The organism is Petroclostridium sp. X23 (genome assembly GCF_030013905.1).
GTDB lineage: Bacteria > Bacillota > Clostridia > SK-Y3 > SK-Y3 > X23.
Genome location: NZ_CP124862.1, coordinates 393,675 through 419,419, shown reverse-complemented (window position 1 = coordinate 419,419; position 25,745 = coordinate 393,675). Strand labels below are relative to the sequence as shown.

Here is a 25,745-nt window from a genome sequence, read left to right as displayed (position 1 = left end):
AGGGGGGATACCATGGGTGCTTTAACACCAATGATGCAGCAATATCTAAATATTAAAGACCAATATAAGGATTGCATACTTTTCTTCCGTTTGGGAGACTTTTACGAGATGTTTTTTGACGACGCGGAAACAGCATCAAGGGAATTGGAAATAACATTGACCGGCAGAGACTGCGGTCAGCAGGAAAGGGCACCCATGTGCGGTGTGCCTTTTCATTCTGCCGATGCCTATATCGCCAAGCTCATAGGCAAAGGGTATAAAGTCGCAATATGTGAGCAGATAGAAGATCCGAGTGAAGCAAAAGGAATTGTACAAAGGGACGTAATACGTGTTGTTACACCGGGAACCGTTACCGACGCGGCCATGTTGGATGAAAAGAAAAACAACTTTTTGGCTTGCATATATAAAGATGATGAGGGAATAGGACTATCGGTAGTAGATGTGACAACCGGTGAGTTATATACCAGCCAATTTCAAAACGATGAGTTTAAAAGCAAACTTATCAATGAGCTTGCAAGATACTCTCCGTCAGAAGCTATTGCAAATACTGAAGTAATAGAAGATTCTGCTATAAGAAAGCTGTTAAAAGAAAGATTTAATTGCAGCGCAGAGTATTTTTATGACTGGAGTTTTGTGCAGGACAAGGCTGAACAGAAGATTACCGGTCATTTTAATATACATAATGTAGATGGGCTCGGGTTGAGAGACCATCCGCACAGTATAAAATCCGTTGGGGCATTATTGGAGTATCTTTATCAAACCCAAAAGATTAGTTTAAGTCATATCAATAGTATTAATTATTACTCATCCAATGAATTTTTGGATATTGATCTTTCTACCCGCCGTAATCTGGAATTAACCGAAACCATGAGGGAAAAGGCTAAAAAAGGTTCTTTGCTGTGGGTATTGGATAAAACTCAGACAGCCATGGGGGGAAGGCTGCTTAGAAAATGGATTGAACAACCGCTTACAAACTGCGCATACATCAGCAAGCGCTTGCAAGCAGTGAATGAATTGGTTCAAAATACAGTATTGAGATTAGATTTATCCGATTGCTTAAATAATATTTATGATATAGAACGGTTATTGAGTAAAATCATATATGGATCAGTAAATGGCCGTGATCTGGTTGCATTGAAGAAATCCATTGCCCACTTTCCTGAAATCAAAGCATATCTGTCAGGTTGCAATACTGGTTTGTTAAAAGAGCAATACAAACAATTAGATGAATTAAGAGATATAAATGAATTAATAGATGTATCCATTGTTGATGATCCTCCGTTTTCAGTCCGTGAAGGCGGTATGATAAAAGACGGATATGATGAGAATGTTGACCACTTGAGAAAAGCAATGGTTGAAGGGAAGCAGTGGATCGCAAGATTGGAAAACGAAGAAAAAGAAAAAACAGGTATCAAGAATTTGAAAGTGGGCTTTAATAAGGTGTTTGGATATTTTATCGAGGTAACCAAATCCCATTTGTCAAATGTTCCGGACAGATATATAAGAAAGCAAACGCTTGCCAATTGTGAAAGATATATTACCCCGGAGCTGAAAGAAATTGAGAACAGCGTGTTAGGTGCGGAAGAAAAGATTGTACAAGTAGAATACCATATTTTTTGTGACGTACGTGAAAAAATAGCCGCCCGGTTGGATAGAATTCAGAAAAGCGCTAAGGTGATTTCTATCATAGATGTACTATGCTCACTGGGAGAGGTTGCGCAAAAGAACAACTATAGTATGCCTGATATTGAATTGAGCGATAAGATTATTATAAAAGACGGAAGACATCCTGTTGTTGAAAAAATGTTAAATGATAATATGTTTGTTCCTAATGACACATCATTAGATAATGGTGAGAATAGGCTTTCTATTATTACCGGACCCAATATGGCGGGAAAATCTACTTATATGAGACAAGTGGCACTGATTGTCCTGATGGCACAGATCGGAAGTTTTGTTCCGGCCTCTTCGGCGCAAATCGGTGTAGTGGATAAAATCTTTACCCGTGTAGGAGCTTCGGACGACCTTGCATCAGGTCAAAGTACGTTTATGGTTGAAATGAGCGAAGTGGCAAATATCCTGAATAATGCAACACAAAAAAGCCTGCTGATATTAGATGAAATTGGAAGAGGAACAAGCACCTATGACGGTTTAAGTATCGCATGGGCAGTGATAGAGTATGTTTCTCAGTCAAAAAAGTTAGGTGCCAAGACATTATTTGCCACACACTATCATGAACTGACCGAACTGGAAGATAAGCTGCAGGGTGTAAAAAATTATTGTATCGCAGTAAAAAAACGCGGCGATGATATCACGTTTCTAAGGAAGATCATCCGTGGCGGTGCGGATGACAGCTACGGGATAGAAGTGGCAAAGCTTGCGGGCGTCCCGGATGATGTCATCAACAGAGCAAAACAGATCCTGAAAACATTAGAAGATGCCGATGTGAATAGGGGTTCCCTTGTACAAGTGAAGAGCAAGCCTCAAAAGAAGAATAATGCTGTCCAGGAGGACCAAATGGGCATGTTCGGTCTTGGAAATCATGAAATAATTGATGCATTGAAAAAAATTGAGGTTACGACCATGACACCCATTGAAGCGATGAATTTGTTGTATGAGTTACAGCAAAAGGCGAAGAAGTTTTAAATTTTAAATAATATTTTTATGTTAATAAAGATGAATATACGGTAGGGGTAGGCCTTGTGTCTACCCTATACCGAGATAGATATCGTTAAGGGTAGACACAAGGCCTACCCCTACAGGAATCTAGTAACTATTTAGCAGTAGTCTTACGATGGAGGTTTATATGAATAAAATCAACATACTCGACCCGAAGGTTGCAAATATGATCGCTGCGGGAGAAGTGGTAGAGCGTCCTGCTTCGGTGGTAAAAGAGCTTGTTGAAAATTCTATTGATGCAGGTGCACAAGCGATTACGGTTGAAATAAAAAATGGCGGCATCACATACATCAGAGTATCGGACGACGGCGGTGGAATTGATAGAGAAGATGCGGTGACCGCATTTCAAAGACACGCTACCAGCAAGATAATCAATGCTGAAGACTTGGATAGCATTTTGACATTAGGATTTCGCGGAGAAGCTTTGGCCAGCATAGCGGCTGTTGCCCAGGTAGAACTGATCACAAAAAGTATGAACAGCGATGAAGGAACACTTATACGACTGGATGCAGGTAAGATGATTAAAAAAGAAAGTATAGGCTGTCCGCAGGGCACAACAATAGTGGTGAAAAACCTTTTCTATAATATACCGGCAAGAATGAAATTTCTTAAAAAAGATGCTACAGAAGCAGGATATGTATCTGATGTTATCAATAGGATGATTCTTGGGCATCCGGAGATTTCATTTAAATACATCAACAATGGCAAAGAAGCGGTATTCACACCGGGAAATAATAATCTGATCAGTTGTGTCTACAGTATCTATGGTAAAGATTATGTCAGATCCATGCTTCCGGTGGAATATGATGAAAACGGGATTAAAGTATCGGGTCTTGTAGGAAATGCTGATGTTGCCAGAGCAAACAGAAACTTTCAAAGTTTTTTTATTAATGGAAGATATATCAAAAGTAAGACATTGACCTATGCAGTAGAGGAAGCATATCGGAACATGTTAATGGTGAATAAATTTCCCACAGTTATACTGCATCTAAATATAAATCCTGCTATGATTGATGTAAATGTACATCCTACAAAGATGGAGGTCAAGTTCTCTAATGAAAAACAGGTCTACCAAGCAGTATATTGGGCTGTTCAAAATGCGTTATATGCTAAGAAACATATCCCTGAAGTGACGTTGCCTAAAAAAAGTGCTTTTCATTACATACCGCCTGCATCTGAAAAGATGAAAATAAGTGAGGAGAATCAGCAACAAGAAATTAATTTTGTGAAAGAGAAAGTATACATTCCGGAAGTGAAGTTACAAGTTCCGAATTTTGAGAAGGTTCCAAGTTCCGTATCATCAGTTCCGAATGTGAATCATGCTCAAAACATCGAGCCAAAAGAGGAGATTTCAAATAAAAACCTTGAGGCTCCCAGATTAAGAGATTATAAAATTATAGGTCAGGTTTTTAGCACTTATATTATTGTTCAGAAAGAGGATGAAATGTTTGTTGTTGACCAGCATGCTGCCCATGAAAGGTTAAGATTTGAACGATTGTTAAAGGAATATAATAAAAAAAACATATACTCTCAATCTTTATTGATACCTGTTGTGGTTACTTTATCCGGTCCGGAGGTACAGGTTGTAAAAGAGAATATGGATTTTTTTAAGAATATAGGGTTTGAGGTAGAAGATTTTGGCAATAATTCAATTGTAATCAGACAAACACCTATTTCTATTGAAGAAAAAGTATTAAAAGATTTGTTTTTGGAAATAGTAGGAATAGTTCAATCCAATAAAAAAGATACGATTACAGATATGGAAATACATACGCTTTATATGATAGCATGTAAGTCAGCGATAAAAGCAAATAGAAACATGCAGCAAGAAGAAATAGAAAAACTGATAGAAGACATACTACAACTGGAGAATATTAATACCTGCCCCCATGGAAGACCTATTATGATCTCTATGAGTAAGTATTATTTAGAAAAACAGTTTAAAAGAATACAATGAATTTGGTTCACAGTTCACGGTTCACAGTTCACAGAACTTGTGAAAACAAATATTGATAAAATATGAACTCTGGGCCTTCAACGAATAGATGATAAGTGAAGGTGGGAACATGTGTCAGAAGCCGCTGGTTGTGATAGTAGGTCCGACTGCTGTCGGTAAAACAGGATTATCTGTTGAATTAGCTTCTCGTATTAATGGAGAGATCATTTCTGCTGATTCAATGCAAATTTATAGATATATGGATATTGGGACTGCGAAAGTTACCCTTGAGGAGCAAAATGGTATAAGACATTATTTAATTGATGAAATAATGCCGGATGAAGAATTTAGTGTAGCACAATATAAAGAGCTGGCAGACCGATATATTGATAAAATTCTTGAGAAGGAAAAGCTGCCTGTTATGGTTGGTGGAACGGGTCTATATGTGAATAGTGTTGTTAATAATGTGAAATTCTCTGAGACCGTTACCGACTGGGAATACAGAAATAAACTTAATGCTTTAGCCGAAACAGAAGGCAATGAATATGTTCATAAGATGCTGGAGGAAGTGGACCCGATTACTGCCCACCGTCTTCACGTAAATGATATCAGAAGAGTCATCAGAGCTCTCGAAGTACATCATTTTACCGGAATACCTATTTCTAAACACCAACAAGAATCTTTAAAGGAACCATCGCCTTATCGTTTGGCATTCATTGGACTTACAATGGAGCGCGAATGGCTCTATGAGAGAATCAATGAAAGAGTAGATTTGATGCTTGAGCAGGGTCTCATAGACGAAGTTAAAAAGCTAATGGATATGGGATATCATAGAGATTTAACTTCAATGAAGGGTCTGGGATATAAAGAAATGATTGATTACTTGGAAGGTCTCAGTTCCTATGAAGAAGCTGTTGAGATTTTGAAGCGCGATACACGCAGATATGCCAAAAGGCAGCTCACTTGGTTTAGGAGAGATAACAGAATACATTGGATTCATATTGAAAAGAGTGATCATAAAAAAGAACTAATAGAAAAATGCCTAAAACATATAGCAGAAATTGGTATAATATAGTATAATGATTGTTAAGGGAATGGAGCCAATTTAAAATGAGCACCATTAAACATACCGGAAATATTATGATATTATTAACCATTTATGGTTGTCCGGTTATATAAAATAAAATCACTAGGGGAGGATTAGAATGATGAAAGCAAATATTAACCTTCAAGATGTATTTCTAAATCAAGTGAGAAAGGAGCACGTACTTGTCACCATTTATCTTACAAATGGTTTCCAGCTCAAAGGTATGGTAAAAGGTTTTGATAACTTTACAGTAGTACTGGATACTGATGGGAAACAGCAGCTTGTATACAAGCATGCAATATCCACCATTATTCCTGCAAAACCTATGAATCTTACTGCGAATAATAACGCAAACGAAGATTGATAACAGTACATAATCATATAAAAAAGGTTTCATATAAAGTAAGCGCTTCTTTCAGAAGCCTTTTTTATTTTTTTCATATTTTATCATATAAAAGAAGGATTTTTTCTGTTAATGTAGAAATATACATGGTGTGTGTTTCTAGGGGGAATATATATGAGTAAATTTATTAAAATTGTTTTAGCAGGTGTTGTACTATTATATGGCTGGTGCTTATATATATATTTGAATACTCCAGTGAGGACAGAAATAGTAAAGCATGGGATGCTGGAAGATGTAGAAAATGTAGATGCATATGTAATCAGGGAAGAAAAACTTTTGTATTCCAATGTAGCCGGAAGCTTTGACGGGATTGCAAGAGAAGGGGAAAGAGTTGCAAAAGGTGCAAAAGTAGCCACGGTTTATAAAGGTCAAGTTGATGAAAAGATACAGGAAGAACTAAAGAAAGTAAATGAACGTATTGCAGAAGTTAGCAGCAATCAGGGAAAATCAAGTATCTTTTCAAAAGATATTGAAAAGCTTGAAATACAAATGAATGCGAAAGTAAATGATATTATAAATATTTCTGCTTCCGGGAAAGCTGATAAACTTTCACAAATTAAAGCGGATATGAATAAAATTCTTGATAAAATGTTGGTCATCAGTGGTGAAAAAGGCGCTAGTGGAAATAATCTTGAAGCATTAAAAAAAGAAAGAGATAAATATGAAGAACAAATTCAATCTAACAAGATAGATTTATCTGCTGAGGCTTCAGGCGTTATATCTTATAATATTGATGGTATGGAGCAAATACTAAATCCTGAAAAAATTAATGAGTATATGCCTTCTCATTTTGCCAATCTTGACAATATACCTTTGAGTAATAATTCAGAGGTTAAACCCGGACAACCTGTAGCCAAGATTATTAATAACTTTGAATGGTACGTCGGTTTTCTAATTGAAGTAAAAAAAATGTATCCGCTGAACTTGGGTGACCGAGTAGATATAAGATTTAGGGATTTGGATAACACTACTATTAATGCAGATATTATCTATATTTCACCTGAAGAAGACGGAAAAGTAGTAGTAGTTGCTTCGTCTAATAAATATATTGAGTCTATGCATGAGATAAGAAAAGTAGATTGCGATATTATAAAACAATCTTATTCAGGCTTTAAAATTCCGGTATCGGCCATCAGGGTAAAAGACGGAAAAACCGGTGTTTATATTGTAAAGGAAAGAGTAGCTAGGTTCCGTGAAATTGAGATCTTGTATAAGAATAATGATTTTGCGATTATAAGAGAGAACAATATGAAAGATAACAGTGTCTTGTTATATGATGAAGTAATCGTCAAATCAAATAATATAGAAGATGGTAAATTAATTCGTTAGGGAGGTTAAGATGACAGATTTAGAAAAGAATATTTGTAATATTACAGAAAATATTTCCGATGCCGCTCAGCGCTCAGGAAGAAAGCCTGAGGACATTATATTGGTGGCAGTAACAAAGACCGTTGACGCGGATATGATAAACCGGGCAGTCGCATCGGGGATCACCAATATAGGAGAGAATAAAGTCCAGGAAATACTTAATAAGTATGATAAAATCCAATATGAGCATGTAAAATGGCACTTGATTGGGCACCTGCAAACAAATAAAGTTAAATATATTATTAATAAAGTACATATGATCCATTCGGTAGATTCCATAAAACTTGCCGAAGAAATCAATAAGAGAGCTGCAAAAATTGGCCGGACCATGGATATATTGGTTCAAGTAAATGTTTCAGGTGAAGAAAGCAAGTATGGGATAGATGTTGAAAGCTGCGGGCATTTAATAGAACAGCTTTCACAGTTATCAAATATCAGGGTAAAAGGACTTATGACCATCGCGCCATTAACGGAGAGCCCTGAAGAAGTAAGAGTGTTTTTTAGAAAATTAAGACAATTGTCCATTGACATAAACAAGAAAAACTACGATAATATTAATATGGAATATTTATCTATGGGGATGACAGGTGATTATGAGATTGCTATAGAAGAAGGGGCAAATATTGTAAGAATAGGAACTGCGATATTTGGACACCGTCAGTACAAATGATTTTGATAGGGGGCTTATCATGAGTAGTATCATTAATAAAATGCTGCATTTTGTTGGATTAGAGAATGAGGAAGAGTTAGATGAGGAAATAATAAACCAGAAGGAACATACAGTTGAACCGGAGTTAAGCAACTATGTTTCAAAGAAGAGCAAGGTTGTAAATATCCATACTACTACGCAGTTAAAAGTTGTTGTGATGCAGCCTGAAAGCTTCGATGAAGCAAAGGATATTGCAGATCATCTCAAAAGCAAGAAACCTGTTGTTATTAATCTGGAACAAGTTGAAAAAGAAGTTGCGAGACGAATTGTTGACTTCTTAAGCGGCTCGGTATACGCATTAGATGGAAATATTCAAAAAGTAGCTAATGGCATATTTCTTATAGCGCCCTATAATGTAGATATTATGGGGGATTTTAAAGACGAGCTGAGAAGCAAAGGGGTTTTTCCCTGGAACATGAATTTGTAATTACTATTGACAGATATATTGGAAGAACATAAATTTCAGACATTTGGATTTGATTGGAGGAACACATGCTAATACAATACTCTTTAAGGACACTATTGGATATTATTAGTTATCTGGTATTTGCTAGAGTAATAATATCCTGGTTGCCGATAGATAAACATAATCCTATTATACAGTTTATTTATCAGGTTACCGAACCGATTCTTGCACCTATCAGAAACCTTATTAACAGGTCATCAATGGGTGGGGGAATGATGATTGACTTTTCTCCAATTGTGGTTTGGCTATTGATTCAATATTTATTAGTACCACTTATCAGTACATATGTTAGGTTTTAGGAGTTTACCGTGATTAACAAGCAGCAAATATTGGATTCACTAAAAAAAAGAGAAGACAGATTGTTTGTATCAAAGATTATAGATCAGGCAATTCTGTCTTTAAAATATTATGAAGTGCGATTCACCAATTACTTAGATCCTTATCAACAGAAAGTAGTATCTGCAAAGCTTGGCAGAATTTCGGACCTCTGCATGGGATTGTCAAACGAATATGAACAGGCTGAAAGGAGAATAGTATCTTTCTTTCCTGATTATATGGCATCTGAGGATATTCAATATCCTTTTTCAGTATTGCAGATTTCCGGGAAAAATTTGGACCGGTTAAGCCACAGAGACTTTTTAGGTGCGATTCTTTCTTTAGGTATAAAGAGGGAAAAAATTGGCGATATTTTAATTACGAATGACGAGAGCTATATATTTGCAATGGATGATATTGCGTCTTATATTATTATGAACCTAAATAAAGTAGCGAATACAGGCATCATTATAGAAGAAAAAAGTATTAATAATATCAAAATTCCTGAGAAAAAACATAAGGAAATACAGTCCACTGTGGCATCTCTTAGATTAGATGCTGTTCTAAGTACAGCTCTGGCGGTATCAAGAACAAAGGTACTTCCTTTGATTCAATCGGAAAAGGTAAACGTAAATTGGGAGTGTATTGGCTCACCGTCTTTTATGTTAAAAGAAGGTGATGTTATTTCGGTACGTGGGCAAGGCAGGATGGTGTTAGACCGCGTCGGAGGCTTAACACGAAAAGGAAGAATAAGCATAACGGTAAAAAGATTTATCTAGGGGGCTGGTTTTCATGTTAACACCGTTGGATATAGAAAATAAACGATTTAAAAAGAAACCTTTTGGTTATAGTGAGCTGGAAGTAGAGGAGTTTCTTACAAAGGTCGTGGAAGACTACGAAAGATTGTATAAGGAAAACATCGAGTTAAAAGATAAAATTGCTGTACTGAATGAAGGAATTCAACACTATAGGTCCATAGAAGAAACCTTGCAAAATACCCTTATTGTCGCTCAAAGTACAGGCGAAGATATTAAAAAAAATGCTTATGCAAAAGCTGAGAATATTATAAGAGAAGCAGAAGTAAAAGCGAGTCAGATGATTGGTGACGCAAATCAGGAAGTAGCAAGGGTCAGCTATCAATATGAAGAAGCTAAAAGAAACTTCCGCACTTTTAAAGCCAAACTGGAAGCATTAATTAATGCCCAGTTGGATATGATGCGGGAAGTCAAGGACAATGCTGAAAACAGCAAGCAGGATGGTGAGATGGTTGGATAGTATTAAGATGGATTTTAATGAAAGAAGCTACTCAATATATTTTGAAGAAAACTTTTCGTCACTGCCGCAAGTTCTAAAAGAAAAAAAAATTACCTCAAAAATTCTTATTGTTACCGATAGTAATGTGGACAAGCATTATGGAAATCAGTTGTATGATTTGTTAATAAATGAAGGGTTTTCTGTATATAAGCATGTTTTTGAAGCAGGGGAGCAGAATAAGCATCTGGCTACCATTTCTTCCATTTATGATACATGCTTAGCTAACCGTCTGGATAGAGGTTCGGCTGTGATCGCATTAGGTGGTGGTGTAACGGGGGATATTGCAGGGTTTGCGGCATCTACTTACATGCGGGGGATCAAGTTTATTCAAGTTCCTACCAGCCTGCTGGCGCAAGTAGATAGCAGTGTGGGTGGCAAGGTAGGAGTGGATTACAAAGGAACTAAAAATATTATCGGTTCTTTCTATCAACCGTCTCTGGTATATATGAATTTAAGCGTACTGCAAACACTTCCGGAAAGAGAATATATTTCGGGTATGGCTGAAATCATAAAACATGGCATTATCTATGATAACGCTTTCTTTGAATATCTTGAACAAAATATGGGTGATATTCTTAATTTAGATATGAACACTTTAAAACACGTGGTGAGAAAGAACTGTTTGATAAAATCGCAGGTTGTGCAGCAGGATGAAACAGAACAGGGATTAAGAGCGATTCTTAATTTTGGTCACACCATAGGCCATGCGATTGAAACAGTGTTGGATTTTCGATTGCTGCATGGGGAATGTGTTGCTATAGGCATGATTGCTGCCGCATATATAGGATGCCGTAAAAAAATGTTCAGAGAAGATGAAATGGATAGGATCATTGCTTTATTAAAACGCGCAGGCCTTCCTGTTAATATTAAGGATATTGATTACGATAAAATCCATGATGAAATGCTTAAAGACAAAAAGCAGGTAGATAATAAGCTGAAATTTATACTACCGACGGAAATAGGAAAAGTGATGCAGACCACAGAAGTTACAAAAGAAGATATTTATAATGCATTAGAATATATATCCATATAAAAAAGGCTGCCGCGGCAACCTTTTTTATATTCATTTTAACTTGGGTATATTCTCATGGTATGGAGGATAAACGACTCCTTTTTCAGTAATAATCGCTGCCACATATTTATTTGGAGTTACATCAAAAGGAGGATTTGCCACTTTCACGCCATCCGGTGCAATTTGAACACCGCAAATATGCGTAACCTCACGGGAATTTCTTTCTTCGATGGGTATTTCCCGCCCATCTTTTAGATTAAAGTCAATGGTAGAGAGAGGTGCTACAACTCCATTTTTTCTATCATTGCATAAATTAGTTTTTTTACATTTTCTACATTATCATTAAACACTTTTAATACCGCTTCATGAGTAACCGGCTTAATGTCATCACGGCCTTCCAACCCGGCGTCATAGTCGGTTATTAATGAGATATTGACATATGGGATTCCCATTTCCAGCGCAAGGTAGCATTCGGGATACTGTGTCATATTGATGACTTCCCAACCCATCTTGCTGAACCATCGGCTTTCCGCTCTTGTAGAAAAACGCGGACCTTGGATCACAACCACGGTTCCTCGTTCGTGTACAGGGATGTTCAGTTCTTTGGCAGTATCGATCGCAAGTTTTCTCAACTTGGCATCATAAGGGTCGGCAGGACTTATATGCTTTACTTCAGGACCATCAAAAAAAGTATCTTTTCTGCCGGTAGTCCGGTCAACAAACTGATCGCATATTACAAATTCTCCCGGTTTCACATGGGGCTGAAGACTGCCGCAAGCATTGGGCGCAATAATTTTTTTTACGCCAAGTACTTTCATCGCATAGATATTTGCTCTATAGGGTACTAAATGAGGTGGATATTGATGATGTTTTCCATGTCGAGGTAGAAACGCCACTCTTTTATTTCCTATTGTGGCTATTGCTATTTTATCACTTGGTTTGCCATAGTGGGTGTCTATTTCAATTTCTTCTACATTTTGCAAAAAAGAATAAAAACCTGAACCGCCAAATACACCAATATCTGCTTGCTTGTCCATAATGAATCCTCCTAAGTGTAATATTTTGTCATACCTAAATTATATAGCATTATCTTTATTTTTCAATCATTTTAAGGAAATTTATACTTGCTTATTTGATAATAAGTGGTTTATATTTTGGGAAAGTTATTATTAAATTCATTGTTTACAGATAAAGTTAACTATACGTATAGCTATATATTGGAGGAGTTTGTATGGATAGGCAGAAGTTGGATAGATTTAAAAAGATACTTAGGGAAGAGAAAGAGCAGCATGACCGCGTGCTGAATGATATGAAAAAATTTGATATGGGAGACCAAGACCGGGATTCTGCAGGAGAGCTTTCCAATTATGATAATCATCCGGGAGAGTTGGGAACACAATTATTCCAGTTGGAACTTAACATGGGTTTAGAAGTGAGCGAGGAGCATCAAATTAAAGAAATACACGACGCACTTACAAGGATAGAAAAAGGAACTTACGGAAAATGTGAATTATGCGGTAAAGAGATTGACGAAGAAAGACTGGAAGTGATTCCATCGGCAAGGCTTTGTATTGATTGCGAAGAAGATAAGGAAATAGATATGGAGTATCTGATGAATAACCGCCCGGTAGAAGAGAAAGTAATAGATGCGCCATTTGGAAGAAAATATTTGAATGAACAAGAAGATGATGAATATGAAGGAATGGATCAGTTGAATGATGTAATGAAATACGGGTCGGCAAGCACCCCGCAAGATATGGGGGGATACCATGATTATGAAGAATACTACAGTAATGAGGATGATCAGCAGGGCATAGTAGACCCCATGGATAATATAAGTAATGAGCAGTATGAGAAACAACTGCCGGATTGATTTGTACTAGTTCACAGTACACGGTTCACAGTTCACGGATTTTATCAGACAAACTGTGAACCGCAAAAAAAAATTGCAATATTTCATACGGTATGATTTTTATTAATGCATAATATTGCTAACCCCATTAAGTAATGTTATAATTTACTAGATAATAATGTAGAAGGGGTTGAAGTTATTGCTTTGGTTTATCATTATAGCAGCTGTTATAGCGCTTGACCAATACACAAAATATCTGGCATTAACAAGGTTGGTAAATTATGATACTATTCCTTTGATTGAAAATGTCTTTCATCTGACTTTTGTTAAAAATAGAGGGGCTGCTTTTGGGATACTTCAAAATCAAAAGTGGTTTTTTATTGTTGTTACCGGTGCAATTATGATTGGAATCATTTATTATATTTATCGTGAAAAGCCTGAAAGTAAACTGCTTATGATCAGTTTATCCATGATTTTAGGAGGCGCTGTAGGCAATCTCATAGATAGGATCAGGTATAGCTATGTCGTCGACTTTTTTGATTTCACTCTGATTAATTTTCCGGTTTTTAATGTAGCAGACTCATTTGTTGTGGTAGGAACTATTTTTCTATCCTATTACCTTCTTTTTAAATATGATGCTAAAAAGGATGAAGCATAAATGACCACGCAAAACCTAATAGCGGTAGAAGATTCGGAGAGTACGAGAATTGATAAATATTTAAGTGACCACGTTGCGGATTTAACCCGTTCATATGCACAAAAGATCATCAATGACGGATTGGTTAAAGTAAATAATGCAATCATTAAACAGAATTATAAGGTAAAACTCAATGACATGATTTCATATGAAATACCCGAGCCACAGGTATTGGAAGTGAAAGCGGAAGATATCAAGCTGGATATTGTATATGAAGATAAGGATTTACTGGTAGTAAACAAACCGCAAAATATGGTTGTACATCCTGCGGCAGGAAATTATACCGGTACACTTGTAAACGCGCTGATGCAGCATTGCGGTAATAATCTTTCGGCTATTAACGGCGTAATACGTCCCGGTATTGTCCATAGAATCGATAAAGATACTTCGGGTTTGCTTCTTGTTGCAAAGAATAATAAGGCCCATGTCGGCCTTGCAAAGCAGATCAAGGACCATACATTGACCAGGAGATATATCACTATTGTACATGGCGTCATCAAGAATGATAGGGGACTGATCGATGCCCCTATCGGAAGACATCCTGTTGACAGAAAAAAGATGAGTGTAAATACACAGAACGGTAGAAACGCGGTTACCCATTTTAAGGTATTAGAAATATTTCATCAATATACATATATAGAATGTCAGCTTGAGACAGGAAGAACCCATCAAATACGGGTGCATATGAGCTATATCGGTCATCCTATTGTCGGTGATCCGGTGTACGGCTGCAAAAAAGAAAAGTTTAAATTAGCCGGTCAAGCACTGCATGCAAAATTATTAGGCTTTATTCATCCTATAAGTGGTGAGTATATGGAGTTTGAGGCCCCGGCTCCAGCGTATTTCGACAATATTTTAAATTTATTACGAAAAAATATAATGAAATGATAGACAAGTTCAAGGATTTAATATATAATGATTAAGAAAATTGAATATGACTCAACCTTTAAATTAGTCCCGTGAGGCTGGTAAGGTCGAAGTACAGATGATGTGTTTATGAACAGAATAATTATGCCTGTTTATGGCATACTATCATAGAGTATAACTTCTTACCAGTGGGTAAGAAGTTTTTTTTAATATGCAGACATTTTACTTATTTATCCTACGGGAAGGCACATGGGTATGCTGAAGCCGGCTTTAATGTATTTGAAATGAAAAGGAGGATGAAAGATGGATTTGATTGAAAAGGCAGAAATTATGGATGAACAGGCGATGCAAAGAGCAATCACCCGAATATCCCATGAGATTATCGAAAAAAATAAAGGCATAGAAGAAGTGGTATTGATCGGGATTCAACGGCGCGGTGTCCCGCTGGCAAAAAGAATAGCGCAAAAAATCAAAGAGGTTGAAGGAATAGAAGTTCCTGCAGGTATTCTTGATATTACGCTGTATAGAGATGATCTCAGTACATTAGCCGAACATCCTGTCATTAACGGAACCGAAATTGATTTCTCAGTTACCGGAAAGAAAATCATCTTAGTAGATGATGTATTATATACAGGCAGAACCGTCAGAGCTGCAATAGATGCTATTATGGACCTTGGAAGACCCACAATGATTCAATTGGCGATATTAATTGACAGAGGACATCGGGAGCTCCCGATCAGAGCGGAGTATGTAGGGAAAAACGTACCTACTTCCAAGAACGAAGTTATCCATGTAAAAGTAAAAGAAATCGATGAAATTAACAATGTAACCATCAGCAGTTACGACAATTAAAGTAAGTCTGCCATGGATATGGCTTAATAATATTTCTAATGATAAAACGAAAGGGGCTTTTCAAATGTCAAATAGCGCAAAATCTTATATTTTAGGTTTACAGCACTTATTTGCAATGTTCGGCGCTACAGTTTTGGTTCCGGCATTAACCGGTTTGAATCCGGCAGTAGCACTTTTTACAGCAGGTTTAGGTACACTGGCATTCCATTTTGTAACAGGGAAAAAGGTACCGGTATTTTTAGGTTCAAGTTTCGCATTTATTCCTGTAATTCAGGCAGTCATTATTGATAAGAATCCTCAATATATTCCTCTTGCACAAGGCGGGATTATAGCAGCCGGATTTGTATATATTCTTTTATCCGCTTTGGTAGCATTGGTTGGAGTAGATAAGATAAGATCTTTCTTCCCTCCGATTGTAACAGGGCCTATCATTATGGTAATCGGTTTAACATTAAGTCCTACAGCCGTAAGTATGGCATCAGGAAACTGGTATGTCGCAATATTCGTTCTTGTAGTGGTCATCGCCGTTACCGTATTTGATAAAGGGTTCTTCAAGCTGGTGCCTATCTTGATCGGGATCGCTTCGGGATATGTTCTTTCATTGATATTTGATTACGCAGGATGGTCGGGTGAGACGCCATTGGTAAATATCCAAGCGATTCACGATGCACCACTGTTCTACTTCAATGATATTGTTAACGGCAAATTCTTTACGGTTCCGACTTTTGATTGGAGTGTCATTCTATTAATTGCCCCGGTCGCTTTTGTAACTTTCATGGAGCATATAGGTGATATTACAACCAATGGTGCAGTCGTACAAAAAGATTTCTTTAAAGACCCCGGAATGCATAGGACGATACTGGGTGATGGTTTAGCGACCTTAATCGCCGGTACTTTCGGTGGACCTGCTAACACAACCTACAGTGAGAACACCGGTGTACTGGCAGTTACCAAAGTATATGACCCAAGAATTTTAAGAATCGCGGCCGTTTACGCGATTATTCTTAGCATGGTTGGGAAATTGGGTGCCGTGCTGCAGACCATACCGGTACCGGTTATGGGGGGAGTTAGCCTTGTGCTGTTCGGTATGATCGCAAGTATTGGTATGAGAACAATCTCCGAAGCAGAACTGGACTTTACACACAGCAGAAACTTAATCATTGTATCATTAATCCTTGTCGTCGGACTTGGCGTAGGGAATGTACAAATTACACAGAGCTTTTCGGCCTCCGGCTTGTTCCTTGCAACAGTGGTAGGCGTATTCGCAAATAAAGTATTACCCAAAGATGTTTAGATAGATCTTATAGAGTAGTGAGGAAATCCTTACTACTCTTTTAAAAAGGAAGTTTAATGAAGAGGTGATCATATGCTAGGTAAAAGAAAAGATTTGCTTGGGTTAAAGGATTTAACGGCAGAAGAAATTAAGTATATATTAAACAATGCGGAAACAATGAAATATATCTTAGCACAAAAGAATAAAAAAACTCCGCATCTTCAGGGGAAATCAATTATCACCCTGTTTTATGAAAATAGTACGAGAACCAGACTTTCTTTTGAATTGGCTGCTAAATATATGAGCGCCAGTGCAGCAAATGTATCTGCATCTACAAGCAGCGTATCAAAGGGCGAAACACTAATAGATACAGGTAAGACCATAGATATGATGGGAACGGATATTATTATTATTCGTCATCCTATGTCAGGGGCGCCGCATTTATTAGCTAAAAATGTAGACGCTTCCGTGATCAATGCCGGTGATGGTATGAATGAACACCCGACACAGGCACTGCTGGATATGATGACCATTAAAGAAAAAAAAGGAAAAATCAATGGCTTAAAAGTAGCAATTATCGGTGATATTGCGCACAGCAGAGTTGCACGCAGCAACATTTGGGGATTAACCAAGTTGGGTGCGGAAGTTTGTGTTGCAGGACCGTCCACATTGCTTCCGGCAGAAATCGAGAAGACCGGTGTAAAAGTATTTAACAGTGTCCAGGAAGCGCTTTTGGATGCAGATGTGGTGATGGGTCTTAGAATCCAAATGGAGAGGCAAAAGAGCGGATTATTCCCGACAACACGTGAATATGCCAGATTCTTCGGGATTGATGATAAGAGGCTTATGTTTGCTAAAGAAGATGCACTTCTGCTGCACCCCGGTCCGGTAAATCGAGGGGTGGAATTATCATCTGAAGTAGTTGACGGTGAAAGTTCATTAATCAATGAGCAGGTTACCAATGGTGTAGCCGTGAGGATGGCGATCCTTTATATACTTGCCAGAAAGGGTGGTAATAATGAGAATATTAATTAAAAACGGGCATGTAATTGACCCAAAAAACAATAGGGACGATATTCTTGATATTTATATTGAACAGGGAAAAATTGTTGAAATAGATAAAAATCTGGATTACAGCGGCGGAGAATTAGAGATTATTGATGCGGCGGGAAAATTAGTGGTGCCCGGATTGATTGATATGCACTGTCACCTTAGGGAACCGGGATATGAGTACAAGGAAGATATCGAGAGCGGTACAAGAAGTGCTGCAGTGGGTGGGTTTACATCTATTGCATGCATGCCCAATACAAGTCCGGTAATAGATAACCAAGCCATTGTAGAATATATTAAAGCCAAAGCTAAAAGTGTAGGCGTTGTAAATGTTTATCCTATAGGCGCTGTAACCAAAGGATTAAAAGGGGAAGAACTAGCGGAAATAGGTGAACTGAAATTCGCGGGTGTCGTTGCTGTTTCGGATGACGGAAGGCCAGTTATGAACGCATCTTTGATGAGAAGAGCACTCCAATATTCCAGTATGTTTGAGACACCGGTGATCTCCCACTGTGAGGATTTGACATTGGTTGATGAAGGTGTAATGAACGAAGGATATATGTCTACTTATCTGGGATTAAAGGGAATTTCCAAAGCTGCTGAAGAGGTTATGGTCGCAAGGGATATCGTTCTATCGGAAGTGACAGGGGCACCTATTCACATCGCTCATGTAAGTACGGCAGGAGCAGTAGATATGATACGATATGCAAAAGCAAAAGGGATCAAAGTTACCTGCGAAACATGCCCACACTATTTTACACTTACAGATAAGGATGTCGACGGCTACAATACCATTGCTAAAATGAATCCTCCGCTGCGTACAGATAAGGACGTTGAGGCTATCAAGGAAGGCTTGCGAGATGGTACCATTGATGCCATCGCAACCGATCATGCACCCCATCATACCGATGAAAAGAACGTAGAATTCACCAAAGCCGCAAACGGTATCATCGGATTTGAAACTGCGCTTGCACTAAGTATCACTTATCTGGTAAATGAAGGTGTGCTGACCATGAAAGAGTTGCTTCAAAAAATGTGTTTAAACCCTGCAAACATTCTGGGATTAAATAAGGGATCTTTAGGAATTGACAAACCGGCGGATATTATAGTAATTGATCCTAATGAAGAATATGTAGTGGACGTAAATCAGTTTCAGTCCAAAAGCAGAAACTCTCCTTACCACGGGTATAAACTGAAAGGGACGGTACATTATACCATCGTTGGAGGGAACGTGATTGTAAGGCAGAAAGTGCTGCTTTAGGGGTAGTGAATAAGTAATAGTGAATAGTGAATAATGGACAATGGACAATGGACAATGGACAATATAATAAGGAAGATGTGAGCGACTAATGGTCTGTGGGAAAGGTTTGAGATCACTGATACAGTCATATTTAGCACACAGAAGGAGTGAAGCATGGGGACGGACCTACTGCTGCGCTCGTTTTTTAGGGAAGCTGAAGGTCCGTCCCCATGCTTTGCGACTGACCAATCAAGCACTTTTTCAGTGGTTTCGGACTGGTCTGCTGTCCCGACTAGTTTTGGAGGGGCTGCGGCCCTGGGCCCCGCCCATGTGTTGCCCTGACCGATAAAGCACTTTTTCACATCTTCCAAAATCACGTGAAAGCAGAGGTGGATGATTGGGATGTCTATGGATGTTTTAATTGAAAAGATAAAAGAGAAAAATAATCCTTCGGTCATCGGTTTGGATCCGAAGGTTGAATATGTACCGGGTTTTATTAGGGAAAAATGCTACGAACAATATGGTAAGACTCTCAAAGGTGCAGCACAGGCGATATTGGAATTTAATAAAAACTTGATAGATGGCCTCTTTGATATTATTCCGGCCGTCAAACCGCAGGCAGCGTATTATGAAATGTACGGTTATGAAGGTGTCAGAGTACTTCATGAAACTGTTGAATACGCAAAGAGCAAAGGCTTATATGTCATTGCCGATATAAAGAGAAATGATATCGGCTCAACTGCGGAAGCCTATTCCAGTGCATACCTGGGTACCACAGACATTGACGGTATACAAACAAATGCATTTCAATCGGATAGCGTTACAGTAAATCCTTATTTAGGTTCTGATGGGATTGAGCCTTTTATCAATGATTGTAATAAGTATAACAAGAGTATATTTGTTCTTGTTAAAACTTCTAACAAATCCTCCGGAGAGCTGCAGGACCTTACGGTTGATGGGGAAATGCTCTATGAAAAGGTTGCTGCGTTGGTAAATCAATGGGGACAAAAAAGTATGGGAAACCATGGTTACAGCAATATTGGCGCAGTTGTAGGAGCCACTTATCCTGAGCAAGCAGCAAAATTAAGAAAAATGATGCCCAATGCTTATTTCCTAGTGCCCGGATATGGAGCGCAAGGAGGAACTGCCAAAGACGTAATGAACAGTTTCAATAAAGATGGCCTGGGAGCAATCGTAAATTCCTCCAGGGGAATTATGTGTGCCTATAAGAATATGAAGATGGATGAAAAAGATTTTGTGAATGCAGCAAGAGAAGCTGCGGTAAATATGAAAAATGAGATAGTAAGTAGTTTATAGTAGATAGCAGGAATTTAATCCTGCTATTCGTCAGAAAGGGAGGCGAAATTCGTGAAAAAAGCGATATTGGTACTTGAAGATGGTACTATATTTGAAGGCAGCAGTTTCGGTATGGAAGGAGACGTTATCGGTGAGATCGTATTTAATACGGGAATGACCGGATATCAGGAAATTCTGACAGACCCTTCATACTGCGGCCAGATTGTAAACATGACATATCCGCTGATTGGCAACTACGGCGTTAATATAGATGATTTTGAATCCTCAAAGCCGCAGGTTAAAGGGTTTATTGTAAGAGAATTATGTAAATCACCCAGTAACTGGCGTTCGGCTGAAACACTGGATCATTACCTAAAGAAGAATCATATCATCGGGATCGAAGGGATAGATACAAGAGCACTAACCAGAATTCTTAGAGACAATGGCACTATGAACGGTATGATCTCTACCGATGTTGAAAGCGATGTAAATAAAAAGATAGAACAAATTAAAGCATTTACCATAAACAATCCGGTAAACGAAGTGACTTGTAAAGCACCTTACGAATTAAAAGGTGATGGTTTCAAAGTGGCTGTCATCGACCTTGGCGCAAAGCTGAATATTGTACGTTCCTTATCAGCAAGAGGATGTAATGTACATGTTTTTCCTGCCCACACCGGCGCAAAGGAGATTATGGAGATTCAACCCGATGGGATTATGCTTACGAATGGTCCTGGCAACCCTAAAGATTGTGAAAGTATTATTGAAAATATAAAAATTCTGATTGATTCAGGCATACCGATTTTTGGAATCTGCCTTGGTCACCAATTGATTGCGCTAGCCCATGGAGCAGACACCGAAAGGTTAAAATACGGACATAGAGGATGCAATCATCCGGTAAAGGATGTTACAAAAGACTTGACTTACATTACATCTCAGAACCATGGTTATACCATTATAGAATCTTCTTTAAACAAAGAATTGGCTGAGGTTAGTCATATCAATATGAACGATGGCACTATTGAAGGTGTCCGTTATAAAAACAAGCCGGTTTTTACTGTTCAGTTTCACCCGGAAGCATCTCCGGGTCCGAAGGATACAGCATATTTATTTGATGAATTCATCCAAGCGATGACAAGATATAGAGAGGAGAAAGCTTAATGCCATTAAGAAAGAATATTAAAAAGGTATTGGTAATCGGTTCAGGACCAATCATTATAGGTCAGGCAGCCGAGTTTGACTATGCGGGTACACAAGCCTGTCAGGCATTAAAGGAAGAAGGAATTGAAGTTGTGCTGGTAAACAGCAATCCTGCTACCATCATGACAGATCAAAATATAGCTGAAAAAGTATATATCGAACCGCTTACTCCGGAAATAGTGAAAAAAATTATTATAAAGGAAAAACCCGACAGCATCCTGCCGACGCTTGGAGGCCAGACAGGACTGAATCTTGCGATGGAATTGGCTGAAGGAGGCTTTTTGGAAAGCCAAGGCGTAAAACTGCTGGGAACAGCTGTCGAAGCGATTAAAATGGCGGAGGACCGTCAAGAATTTAAAGATACGATGGAGAGAATAGGGGAGCCTGTCATTGCCAGCAAAGTTGTAAGCACCTATGAAGATGCACTTGCTTTCGCCCGTGAAATTGACTTCCCTGTGATCGTACGTCCTGCGTATACGCTTGGAGGAACAGGCGGAGGGATTGCCTATAATGAAAAAGATCTATCTGAAATCGCTCCTCATGGCCTGCGTTTAAGCCGTGTTCATCAGGTTTTAATCGAAAAGTGTATTGCAGGATGGAAGGAAATAGAATATGAAGTCATGCGGGACAGCAAGGGGAATTGCATCACCGTATGTAATATGGAAAATATCGACCCTGTGGGTGTGCATACCGGAGATAGTATCGTTGTAGCACCTTCACAAACACTGACCGATAAAGAATATCAGATGCTTAGAAGCGCATCATTGAATATTATATCAGAGTTAGGGATAGAAGGTGGCTGTAACGTTCAGTTTGCCCTGCATCCTGAAAGCTTTGAATATGCGGTCATAGAAGTAAACCCAAGGGTAAGCCGCTCCAGTGCGTTGGCTTCTAAAGCCACAGGATACCCCATCGCTAAAGTTGCAACGAAAATTGCGATCGGATACGGACTGGATGAAATAAAAAATGCCGTTACCGGTAAGACTTACGCATGCTTTGAGCCTACGCTGGACTATGTTGTAGTTAAAATTCCGAAATGGCCTTTCGATAAGTTTGTGAAAGCAAAAAGAACCCTGGGAACACAAATGAAAGCCACCGGTGAAGTAATGGCCATCAGTTCCTCTTTTGAGGGCGGACTCATGAAAGCCATACGTTCCCTTGAGCTAGGACTATTTAATATCGAATTGGATTTCTTAAAGAAGTTCAGCGATGAAGAAATTTATTCCAGATTAAAAAATATTGATGATGAAAGAATATTTGTAGTAGCCGAAGCGCTGCGTCGCGGCACGACAGTGCAACAAATCAACGATATCACAAAGATAGACTTGTTCTTCCTTGATAAGATCAGCCAGTTGGTGCAAATAGAGAAAAAACTGAAGTCTTTAAGCATAGACCAGCTGGATAAAAGCGTATTGTTAAAAGCGAAGAAAATGGGCTATACCGATGCGGTGATTGCATCTTTTGTAAGATGTACGAAGGATGAGCTGAGGGCGCTGAGAAAGTCCTTGTCCATCAATCCGACTTATAAAATGGTTGATACCTGCGCGGCTGAATTTGAAGCCGTAACCCCTTACTACTACTCTACGTTCGATGACCATTGTGAAGTAAAACACTCAACCAATAAAAAAGTACTGGTCATCGGTTCAGGGCCTATTAGAATCGGACAAGGGATAGAATTTGACTACTGTTCTGTACATTCGGTATGGGCACTAAAGGAAGCAGGCTATGAAACAATCATCGCGAATAACAATCCGGAAACGGTAAGTACCGATTTTGATACTTCCGATCGCCTATACTTTGAGCCTTTGACGCCGGAAGATATAGAATATATTGTTGAAACAGAAAAACCTTTCGGCGCGATTGTACAGTTCGGAGGCCAGACAGCTATAAAGCTTACAAAAACACTTAAAGAATTGGGTGTCAAAATACTGGGAACCACTGCTGAAAATATAGATGCTGCAGAAGACAGGGAAAAATTTGATAAGATTCTGGAACAGTGCGATATTCCAAGACCTGCCGGAAAAACGGTCTATACATTGGAAGAAGCTTTGGACGCTGCCGGGCAGCTCGGATATCCCGTCCTTGTCAGACCTTCCTATGTTCTAGGCGGACAGGGTATGGAAATAGCGTTTAGTGAAAATGATGTCATTGAATTTATGGAAATTATCAATCGTGTAAAACAAGAGCATCCTATACTGATTGATAAATATATGATGGGTAAAGAAATTGAGGTTGACGCGATATGTGATGGCGAAGACATCCTTATCCCCGGTATTATGGAACATCTGGAAAGAGCCGGCGTACACTCGGGGGACAGTATCTCGGTCTATCCAACTCAAACCATTGAACAAAAATATAAGGATATGATTGTAGATTACACGTATAAGCTGGCTAAAGCACTTGATGTAAGAGGCTTGATAAATATTCAATTTGTCTTATACAATGGCCAAGTGTATGTCATAGAGGTAAATCCTCGTTCCAGCAGAACAGTACCGTATATAAGCAAGGTCACTAAAGTACCAATGGTAAATCTCGCAACAAAAGCTGTGTTGGGCATGAAGCTGAAGGATCTGGGGTATGGAACAGGATTGCACCCGGAGGGCAAACATATCGCCGTAAAAGTACCGGTGTTCTCCTTCGAAAAACTCCACGATGTTGACATCAGCCTTGGGCCGGAAATGAAGTCTACCGGAGAAGTACTTGGAATTTCGGAGAATTTTGCCGAAGCGCTTTATAAAGGATTAATAGGTGCCGGATTTAAAATGCCTAGGAGAGGCAATATCTTAATGACAGTAAGAGATACTGATAAACAAGAATTGATCTCTATTGCGCAGGATTTTGAAGCTTTAGGATTCAAGCTCTATGCTACCGGTAATACAGCACATAAACTCAACAGAAACTATATTGCGACCAATGTTGTAAAGAAGATAGGTGAAGGTTCGCCGGATATTCTTGATTTGATACAGTCAGGAAAAATAGATATGGTAATCAATACGCCTACACGTGGAAGACAACCTGGCAGAGACGGTTTTAGAATTAGAAGAAAGTCAGTAGAGCAATCCATACCGTGTCTTACATCCCTGGATACGGCTAAGGCGGTCATTGATAGCTTGAAACTCAATAAGGAACAAAAAGATCTTGAAGTGATAGATATTACGAAGATATAATTTATAGTGGGGAGTGGGGAGTGGGGAGTGGATAGCAACCGTGATTCATAACTCATAGTCTGCGATGTATTTGTTTTGTAGGGGCAGGCCTTGTGTCTGCCCAAAGAACTAATAGTAAGCAATTGGTTATTTGTAAAATACACAAGGAGATATCAAATATGTACAAACAAACATATCTTTGTCTGATCACCTATAAAAAAGAAATTGCACCCGGCATCATCGATATGAGGATTAAGAGTGAAGAAATTGCACAGCAGGCTCAGCCGGGACAGTTTTTAAATATTAAGTGTTGTAATGGGTTAAATGCAATATTGAGAAGACCTATCAGCATATGTGATGTAGATGTTGAAAAACATGAAGTAAGATTTATATTCCAAATAAAAGGAGAAGGTACAAAATTACTTTCTTCAAAGTCAATTGGAGAGCAACTTGATATTCTTGGACCGTTAGGAACAGCATTTGCTTTAGAGCAGCAGTATTCAAATCCATTATTAATAGGTGGTGGAATAGGGACGTTCCCTCTGCTGTATCTGGCAAAAAAACTTGACCGGGAAAATATCTCTGCGTATTTGGGCTTCAGAAATAAAGATATAGTAACACTGGAAGATGAGTTTAAGAATTATTGCTCAGATGTGCAGATTGCTACTGATGATGGGAGCTATGGATTTAACGGTTATGTGACACAGTTGCTGGAGAAAAAAATTCAAGAAGGAAAAGTCGATATTGTATATGCCTGCGGGCCGGAACCCATGCTAAAAGCTGTGGTTGACATGTGTAAAGCAAATAACCTTTACACCCAAATATCTATGGAACAGAGAATGGGGTGCGGAATTGGCGCTTGTCTGGTATGTGTATGCAAGATCAAAGTAAACACGGAAGATGGTTGGGATTATAAGCATGTGTGCAAAGACGGACCTGTTTTTTGTGGGAATGAGGTGATATTCAGTGAGTAAAAATGTAGA

Annotated in this window: 23 protein-coding genes and 1 pseudogene; 22 read left to right on the top strand and 2 right to left on the bottom strand. The window is 38.5% G+C overall.

The genetic code is table 11. The features are described 5' to 3' along the window. Positions 1 to 12: 12 nt before the first annotated feature. The 11 genes from mutS to aroB all read left to right on the top strand — a co-directional run bounded on the left by mutS (position 13) and on the right by aroB (position 11,310). The gene (gene mutS / locus QKW49_RS01985) at positions 13 to 2,646 is read left to right on the top strand and encodes a DNA mismatch repair protein MutS (RefSeq protein WP_282865920.1); all 2,634 of its coding nucleotides are present in this window, start codon (positions 13 to 15) and stop codon (positions 2,644 to 2,646) included. A 160-nt stretch (positions 2,647 to 2,806) separates the two neighbouring features. After that, a complete protein-coding gene (mutL, locus tag QKW49_RS01980; protein WP_282865919.1) occupies positions 2,807 to 4,636 on the top strand; it encodes a DNA mismatch repair endonuclease MutL in 1,830 nt (609 codons plus the stop codon). A gap of 109 nt (positions 4,637 to 4,745) precedes the next feature. After that, the gene (gene miaA / locus QKW49_RS01975; protein WP_282865918.1) at positions 4,746 to 5,690 is read left to right on the top strand and encodes a tRNA (adenosine(37)-N6)-dimethylallyltransferase MiaA; all 945 of its coding nucleotides are present in this window, start codon (positions 4,746 to 4,748) and stop codon (positions 5,688 to 5,690) included. 130 nt (positions 5,691 to 5,820) lie between these two features. Further along, positions 5,821 to 6,066 (top strand): RNA chaperone Hfq, encoded by a 246-nt coding sequence (hfq, locus tag QKW49_RS01970; protein ID WP_282865917.1) that lies wholly within the window; start codon positions 5,821 to 5,823, stop codon positions 6,064 to 6,066. Between the two features lie 153 nt (positions 6,067 to 6,219). Next, positions 6,220 to 7,434 (top strand): HlyD family efflux transporter periplasmic adaptor subunit, encoded by a 1,215-nt coding sequence (locus QKW49_RS01965; RefSeq protein ID WP_282865916.1) that lies wholly within the window; start codon positions 6,220 to 6,222, stop codon positions 7,432 to 7,434. 10 nt (positions 7,435 to 7,444) lie between these two features. After that, the gene (locus QKW49_RS01960; protein ID WP_282865915.1) at positions 7,445 to 8,143 is read left to right on the top strand and encodes a YggS family pyridoxal phosphate-dependent enzyme; all 699 of its coding nucleotides are present in this window, start codon (positions 7,445 to 7,447) and stop codon (positions 8,141 to 8,143) included. 19 nt (positions 8,144 to 8,162) lie between these two features. Beyond that, positions 8,163 to 8,609, top strand: coding sequence for a cell division protein SepF (locus tag QKW49_RS01955; protein WP_282865914.1), 447 nt, complete (start codon positions 8,163 to 8,165; stop codon positions 8,607 to 8,609). A 65-nt stretch (positions 8,610 to 8,674) separates the two neighbouring features. Continuing rightward, entirely contained in the window at positions 8,675 to 8,947 is a 273-nt protein-coding gene (locus QKW49_RS01950) for a YggT family protein (RefSeq protein ID WP_282865913.1), read from the top strand. 9 nt (positions 8,948 to 8,956) lie between these two features. Further along, positions 8,957 to 9,742 (top strand): YlmH/Sll1252 family protein, encoded by a 786-nt coding sequence (locus QKW49_RS01945; protein WP_282865912.1) that lies wholly within the window; start codon positions 8,957 to 8,959, stop codon positions 9,740 to 9,742. 13 nt (positions 9,743 to 9,755) lie between these two features. After that, positions 9,756 to 10,238 (top strand): DivIVA domain-containing protein, encoded by a 483-nt coding sequence (locus QKW49_RS01940; RefSeq protein WP_282865911.1) that lies wholly within the window; start codon positions 9,756 to 9,758, stop codon positions 10,236 to 10,238. Continuing rightward, entirely contained in the window at positions 10,198 to 11,310 is a 1,113-nt protein-coding gene (gene aroB / locus QKW49_RS01935; RefSeq protein WP_282865910.1) for a 3-dehydroquinate synthase, read from the top strand. Before QKW49_RS01940 ends, aroB begins: the two co-directional genes overlap by 41 nt. Positions 11,311 to 11,340: 30 nt before the next feature. Here aroB and QKW49_RS01930 read toward each other — a convergent pair. Beyond that, positions 11,341 to 11,577, bottom strand: a pseudogene (locus QKW49_RS01930) (S-methyl-5-thioribose-1-phosphate isomerase); the annotation flags it as partial. After that, positions 11,571 to 12,326: an S-methyl-5'-thioadenosine phosphorylase gene (locus tag QKW49_RS01925; RefSeq protein WP_282865909.1), complete on the bottom strand. Its 756-nt coding sequence runs from the start codon at positions 12,324 to 12,326 to the stop codon at positions 11,571 to 11,573. The gene QKW49_RS01925 and the pseudogene QKW49_RS01930, both read right to left, overlap by 7 nt. A gap of 194 nt (positions 12,327 to 12,520) precedes the next feature. Between QKW49_RS01925 and QKW49_RS01920 the strand changes: the two genes are divergently transcribed. From QKW49_RS01920 to QKW49_RS01870, 11 genes are all read left to right on the top strand, one after another. Then, positions 12,521 to 13,162 (top strand): TraR/DksA C4-type zinc finger protein, encoded by a 642-nt coding sequence (locus QKW49_RS01920; protein ID WP_282865908.1) that lies wholly within the window; start codon positions 12,521 to 12,523, stop codon positions 13,160 to 13,162. A gap of 178 nt (positions 13,163 to 13,340) precedes the next feature. Next, on the top strand, positions 13,341 to 13,799 hold the full coding sequence (gene lspA / locus QKW49_RS01915) for a signal peptidase II (protein WP_282865907.1): 459 nt from the start codon (positions 13,341 to 13,343) through the stop codon (positions 13,797 to 13,799). Continuing rightward, on the top strand, positions 13,800 to 14,726 hold the full coding sequence (locus QKW49_RS01910; protein WP_282865905.1) for an RluA family pseudouridine synthase: 927 nt from the start codon (positions 13,800 to 13,802) through the stop codon (positions 14,724 to 14,726). A gap of 288 nt (positions 14,727 to 15,014) precedes the next feature. Further along, positions 15,015 to 15,557 (top strand): bifunctional pyr operon transcriptional regulator/uracil phosphoribosyltransferase PyrR, encoded by a 543-nt coding sequence (gene pyrR / locus QKW49_RS01905; protein WP_282868038.1) that lies wholly within the window; start codon positions 15,015 to 15,017, stop codon positions 15,555 to 15,557. Between the two features lie 64 nt (positions 15,558 to 15,621). After that, the gene (locus QKW49_RS01900; protein WP_282865904.1) at positions 15,622 to 16,851 is read left to right on the top strand and encodes a uracil-xanthine permease family protein; all 1,230 of its coding nucleotides are present in this window, start codon (positions 15,622 to 15,624) and stop codon (positions 16,849 to 16,851) included. 72 nt (positions 16,852 to 16,923) lie between these two features. Further along, positions 16,924 to 17,865 (top strand): aspartate carbamoyltransferase catalytic subunit, encoded by a 942-nt coding sequence (locus QKW49_RS01895; RefSeq protein WP_282865903.1) that lies wholly within the window; start codon positions 16,924 to 16,926, stop codon positions 17,863 to 17,865. After that, positions 17,849 to 19,141: a dihydroorotase gene (locus QKW49_RS01890; protein ID WP_282865902.1), complete on the top strand. Its 1,293-nt coding sequence runs from the start codon at positions 17,849 to 17,851 to the stop codon at positions 19,139 to 19,141. The genes QKW49_RS01895 and QKW49_RS01890 overlap by 17 nt, the downstream gene beginning before the upstream one ends. Before the next feature lie 381 nt (positions 19,142 to 19,522). Further along, positions 19,523 to 20,437: an orotidine-5'-phosphate decarboxylase gene (gene pyrF / locus QKW49_RS01885; RefSeq protein ID WP_282865901.1), complete on the top strand. Its 915-nt coding sequence runs from the start codon at positions 19,523 to 19,525 to the stop codon at positions 20,435 to 20,437. 51 nt (positions 20,438 to 20,488) lie between these two features. Next, on the top strand, positions 20,489 to 21,577 hold the full coding sequence (locus QKW49_RS01880) for a carbamoyl phosphate synthase small subunit (RefSeq protein ID WP_282865900.1): 1,089 nt from the start codon (positions 20,489 to 20,491) through the stop codon (positions 21,575 to 21,577). Next, positions 21,577 to 24,783 carry a carbamoyl-phosphate synthase large subunit gene (gene carB / locus QKW49_RS01875; RefSeq protein ID WP_282865899.1) on the top strand — a complete coding sequence of 1,069 codons (3,207 nt, stop codon included), beginning with the start codon at positions 21,577 to 21,579 and terminating at the stop codon, positions 24,781 to 24,783. Before QKW49_RS01880 ends, carB begins: the two co-directional genes overlap by 1 nt. A 158-nt stretch (positions 24,784 to 24,941) precedes the next feature. Then, on the top strand, positions 24,942 to 25,736 hold the full coding sequence (locus QKW49_RS01870) for a dihydroorotate dehydrogenase electron transfer subunit (RefSeq protein WP_282865898.1): 795 nt from the start codon (positions 24,942 to 24,944) through the stop codon (positions 25,734 to 25,736). Positions 25,737 to 25,745: the final 9 nt, after the last annotated feature.

Bases quoted from the DNA above. Each gene is read 5' to 3' on its own strand.
- QKW49_RS01910 (WP_282865905.1), top strand. From the start codon at position 13,800: ATGACCACGCAAAACCTAATAGCGGTAGAAGATTCGGAGAGTACGAGA.
- QKW49_RS01940 (WP_282865911.1), top strand. From the start codon at position 9,756: ATGTTAACACCGTTGGATATAGAAAATAAACGATTTAAAAAGAAACCT.
- QKW49_RS01965 (WP_282865916.1), top strand. From the start codon at position 6,220: ATGAGTAAATTTATTAAAATTGTTTTAGCAGGTGTTGTACTATTATAT.
- pyrF (WP_282865901.1), top strand. From the start codon at position 19,523: ATGTCTATGGATGTTTTAATTGAAAAGATAAAAGAGAAAAATAATCCT.
- QKW49_RS01925 (WP_282865909.1), bottom strand. From the start codon at position 12,326: ATGGACAAGCAAGCAGATATTGGTGTATTTGGCGGTTCAGGTTTTTAT.
- QKW49_RS01955 (WP_282865914.1), top strand. From the start codon at position 8,163: ATGAGTAGTATCATTAATAAAATGCTGCATTTTGTTGGATTAGAGAAT.
- QKW49_RS01890 (WP_282865902.1), top strand. From the start codon at position 17,849: ATGAGAATATTAATTAAAAACGGGCATGTAATTGACCCAAAAAACAAT.
- QKW49_RS01950 (WP_282865913.1), top strand. From the start codon at position 8,675: ATGCTAATACAATACTCTTTAAGGACACTATTGGATATTATTAGTTAT.
- QKW49_RS01870 (WP_282865898.1), top strand. From the start codon at position 24,942: ATGTACAAACAAACATATCTTTGTCTGATCACCTATAAAAAAGAAATT.
- QKW49_RS01900 (WP_282865904.1), top strand. From the start codon at position 15,622: ATGTCAAATAGCGCAAAATCTTATATTTTAGGTTTACAGCACTTATTT.
- mutS (WP_282865920.1), top strand. From the start codon at position 13: ATGGGTGCTTTAACACCAATGATGCAGCAATATCTAAATATTAAAGAC.
- QKW49_RS01895 (WP_282865903.1), top strand. From the start codon at position 16,924: ATGCTAGGTAAAAGAAAAGATTTGCTTGGGTTAAAGGATTTAACGGCA.
- carB (WP_282865899.1), top strand. From the start codon at position 21,577: ATGCCATTAAGAAAGAATATTAAAAAGGTATTGGTAATCGGTTCAGGA.
- QKW49_RS01960 (WP_282865915.1), top strand. From the start codon at position 7,445: ATGACAGATTTAGAAAAGAATATTTGTAATATTACAGAAAATATTTCC.
- QKW49_RS01920 (WP_282865908.1), top strand. From the start codon at position 12,521: ATGGATAGGCAGAAGTTGGATAGATTTAAAAAGATACTTAGGGAAGAG.
- miaA (WP_282865918.1), top strand. From the start codon at position 4,746: ATGTGTCAGAAGCCGCTGGTTGTGATAGTAGGTCCGACTGCTGTCGGT.
- mutL (WP_282865919.1), top strand. From the start codon at position 2,807: ATGAATAAAATCAACATACTCGACCCGAAGGTTGCAAATATGATCGCT.
- aroB (WP_282865910.1), top strand. From the start codon at position 10,198: ATGCTGAAAACAGCAAGCAGGATGGTGAGATGGTTGGATAGTATTAAG.
- hfq (WP_282865917.1), top strand. From the start codon at position 5,821: ATGATGAAAGCAAATATTAACCTTCAAGATGTATTTCTAAATCAAGTG.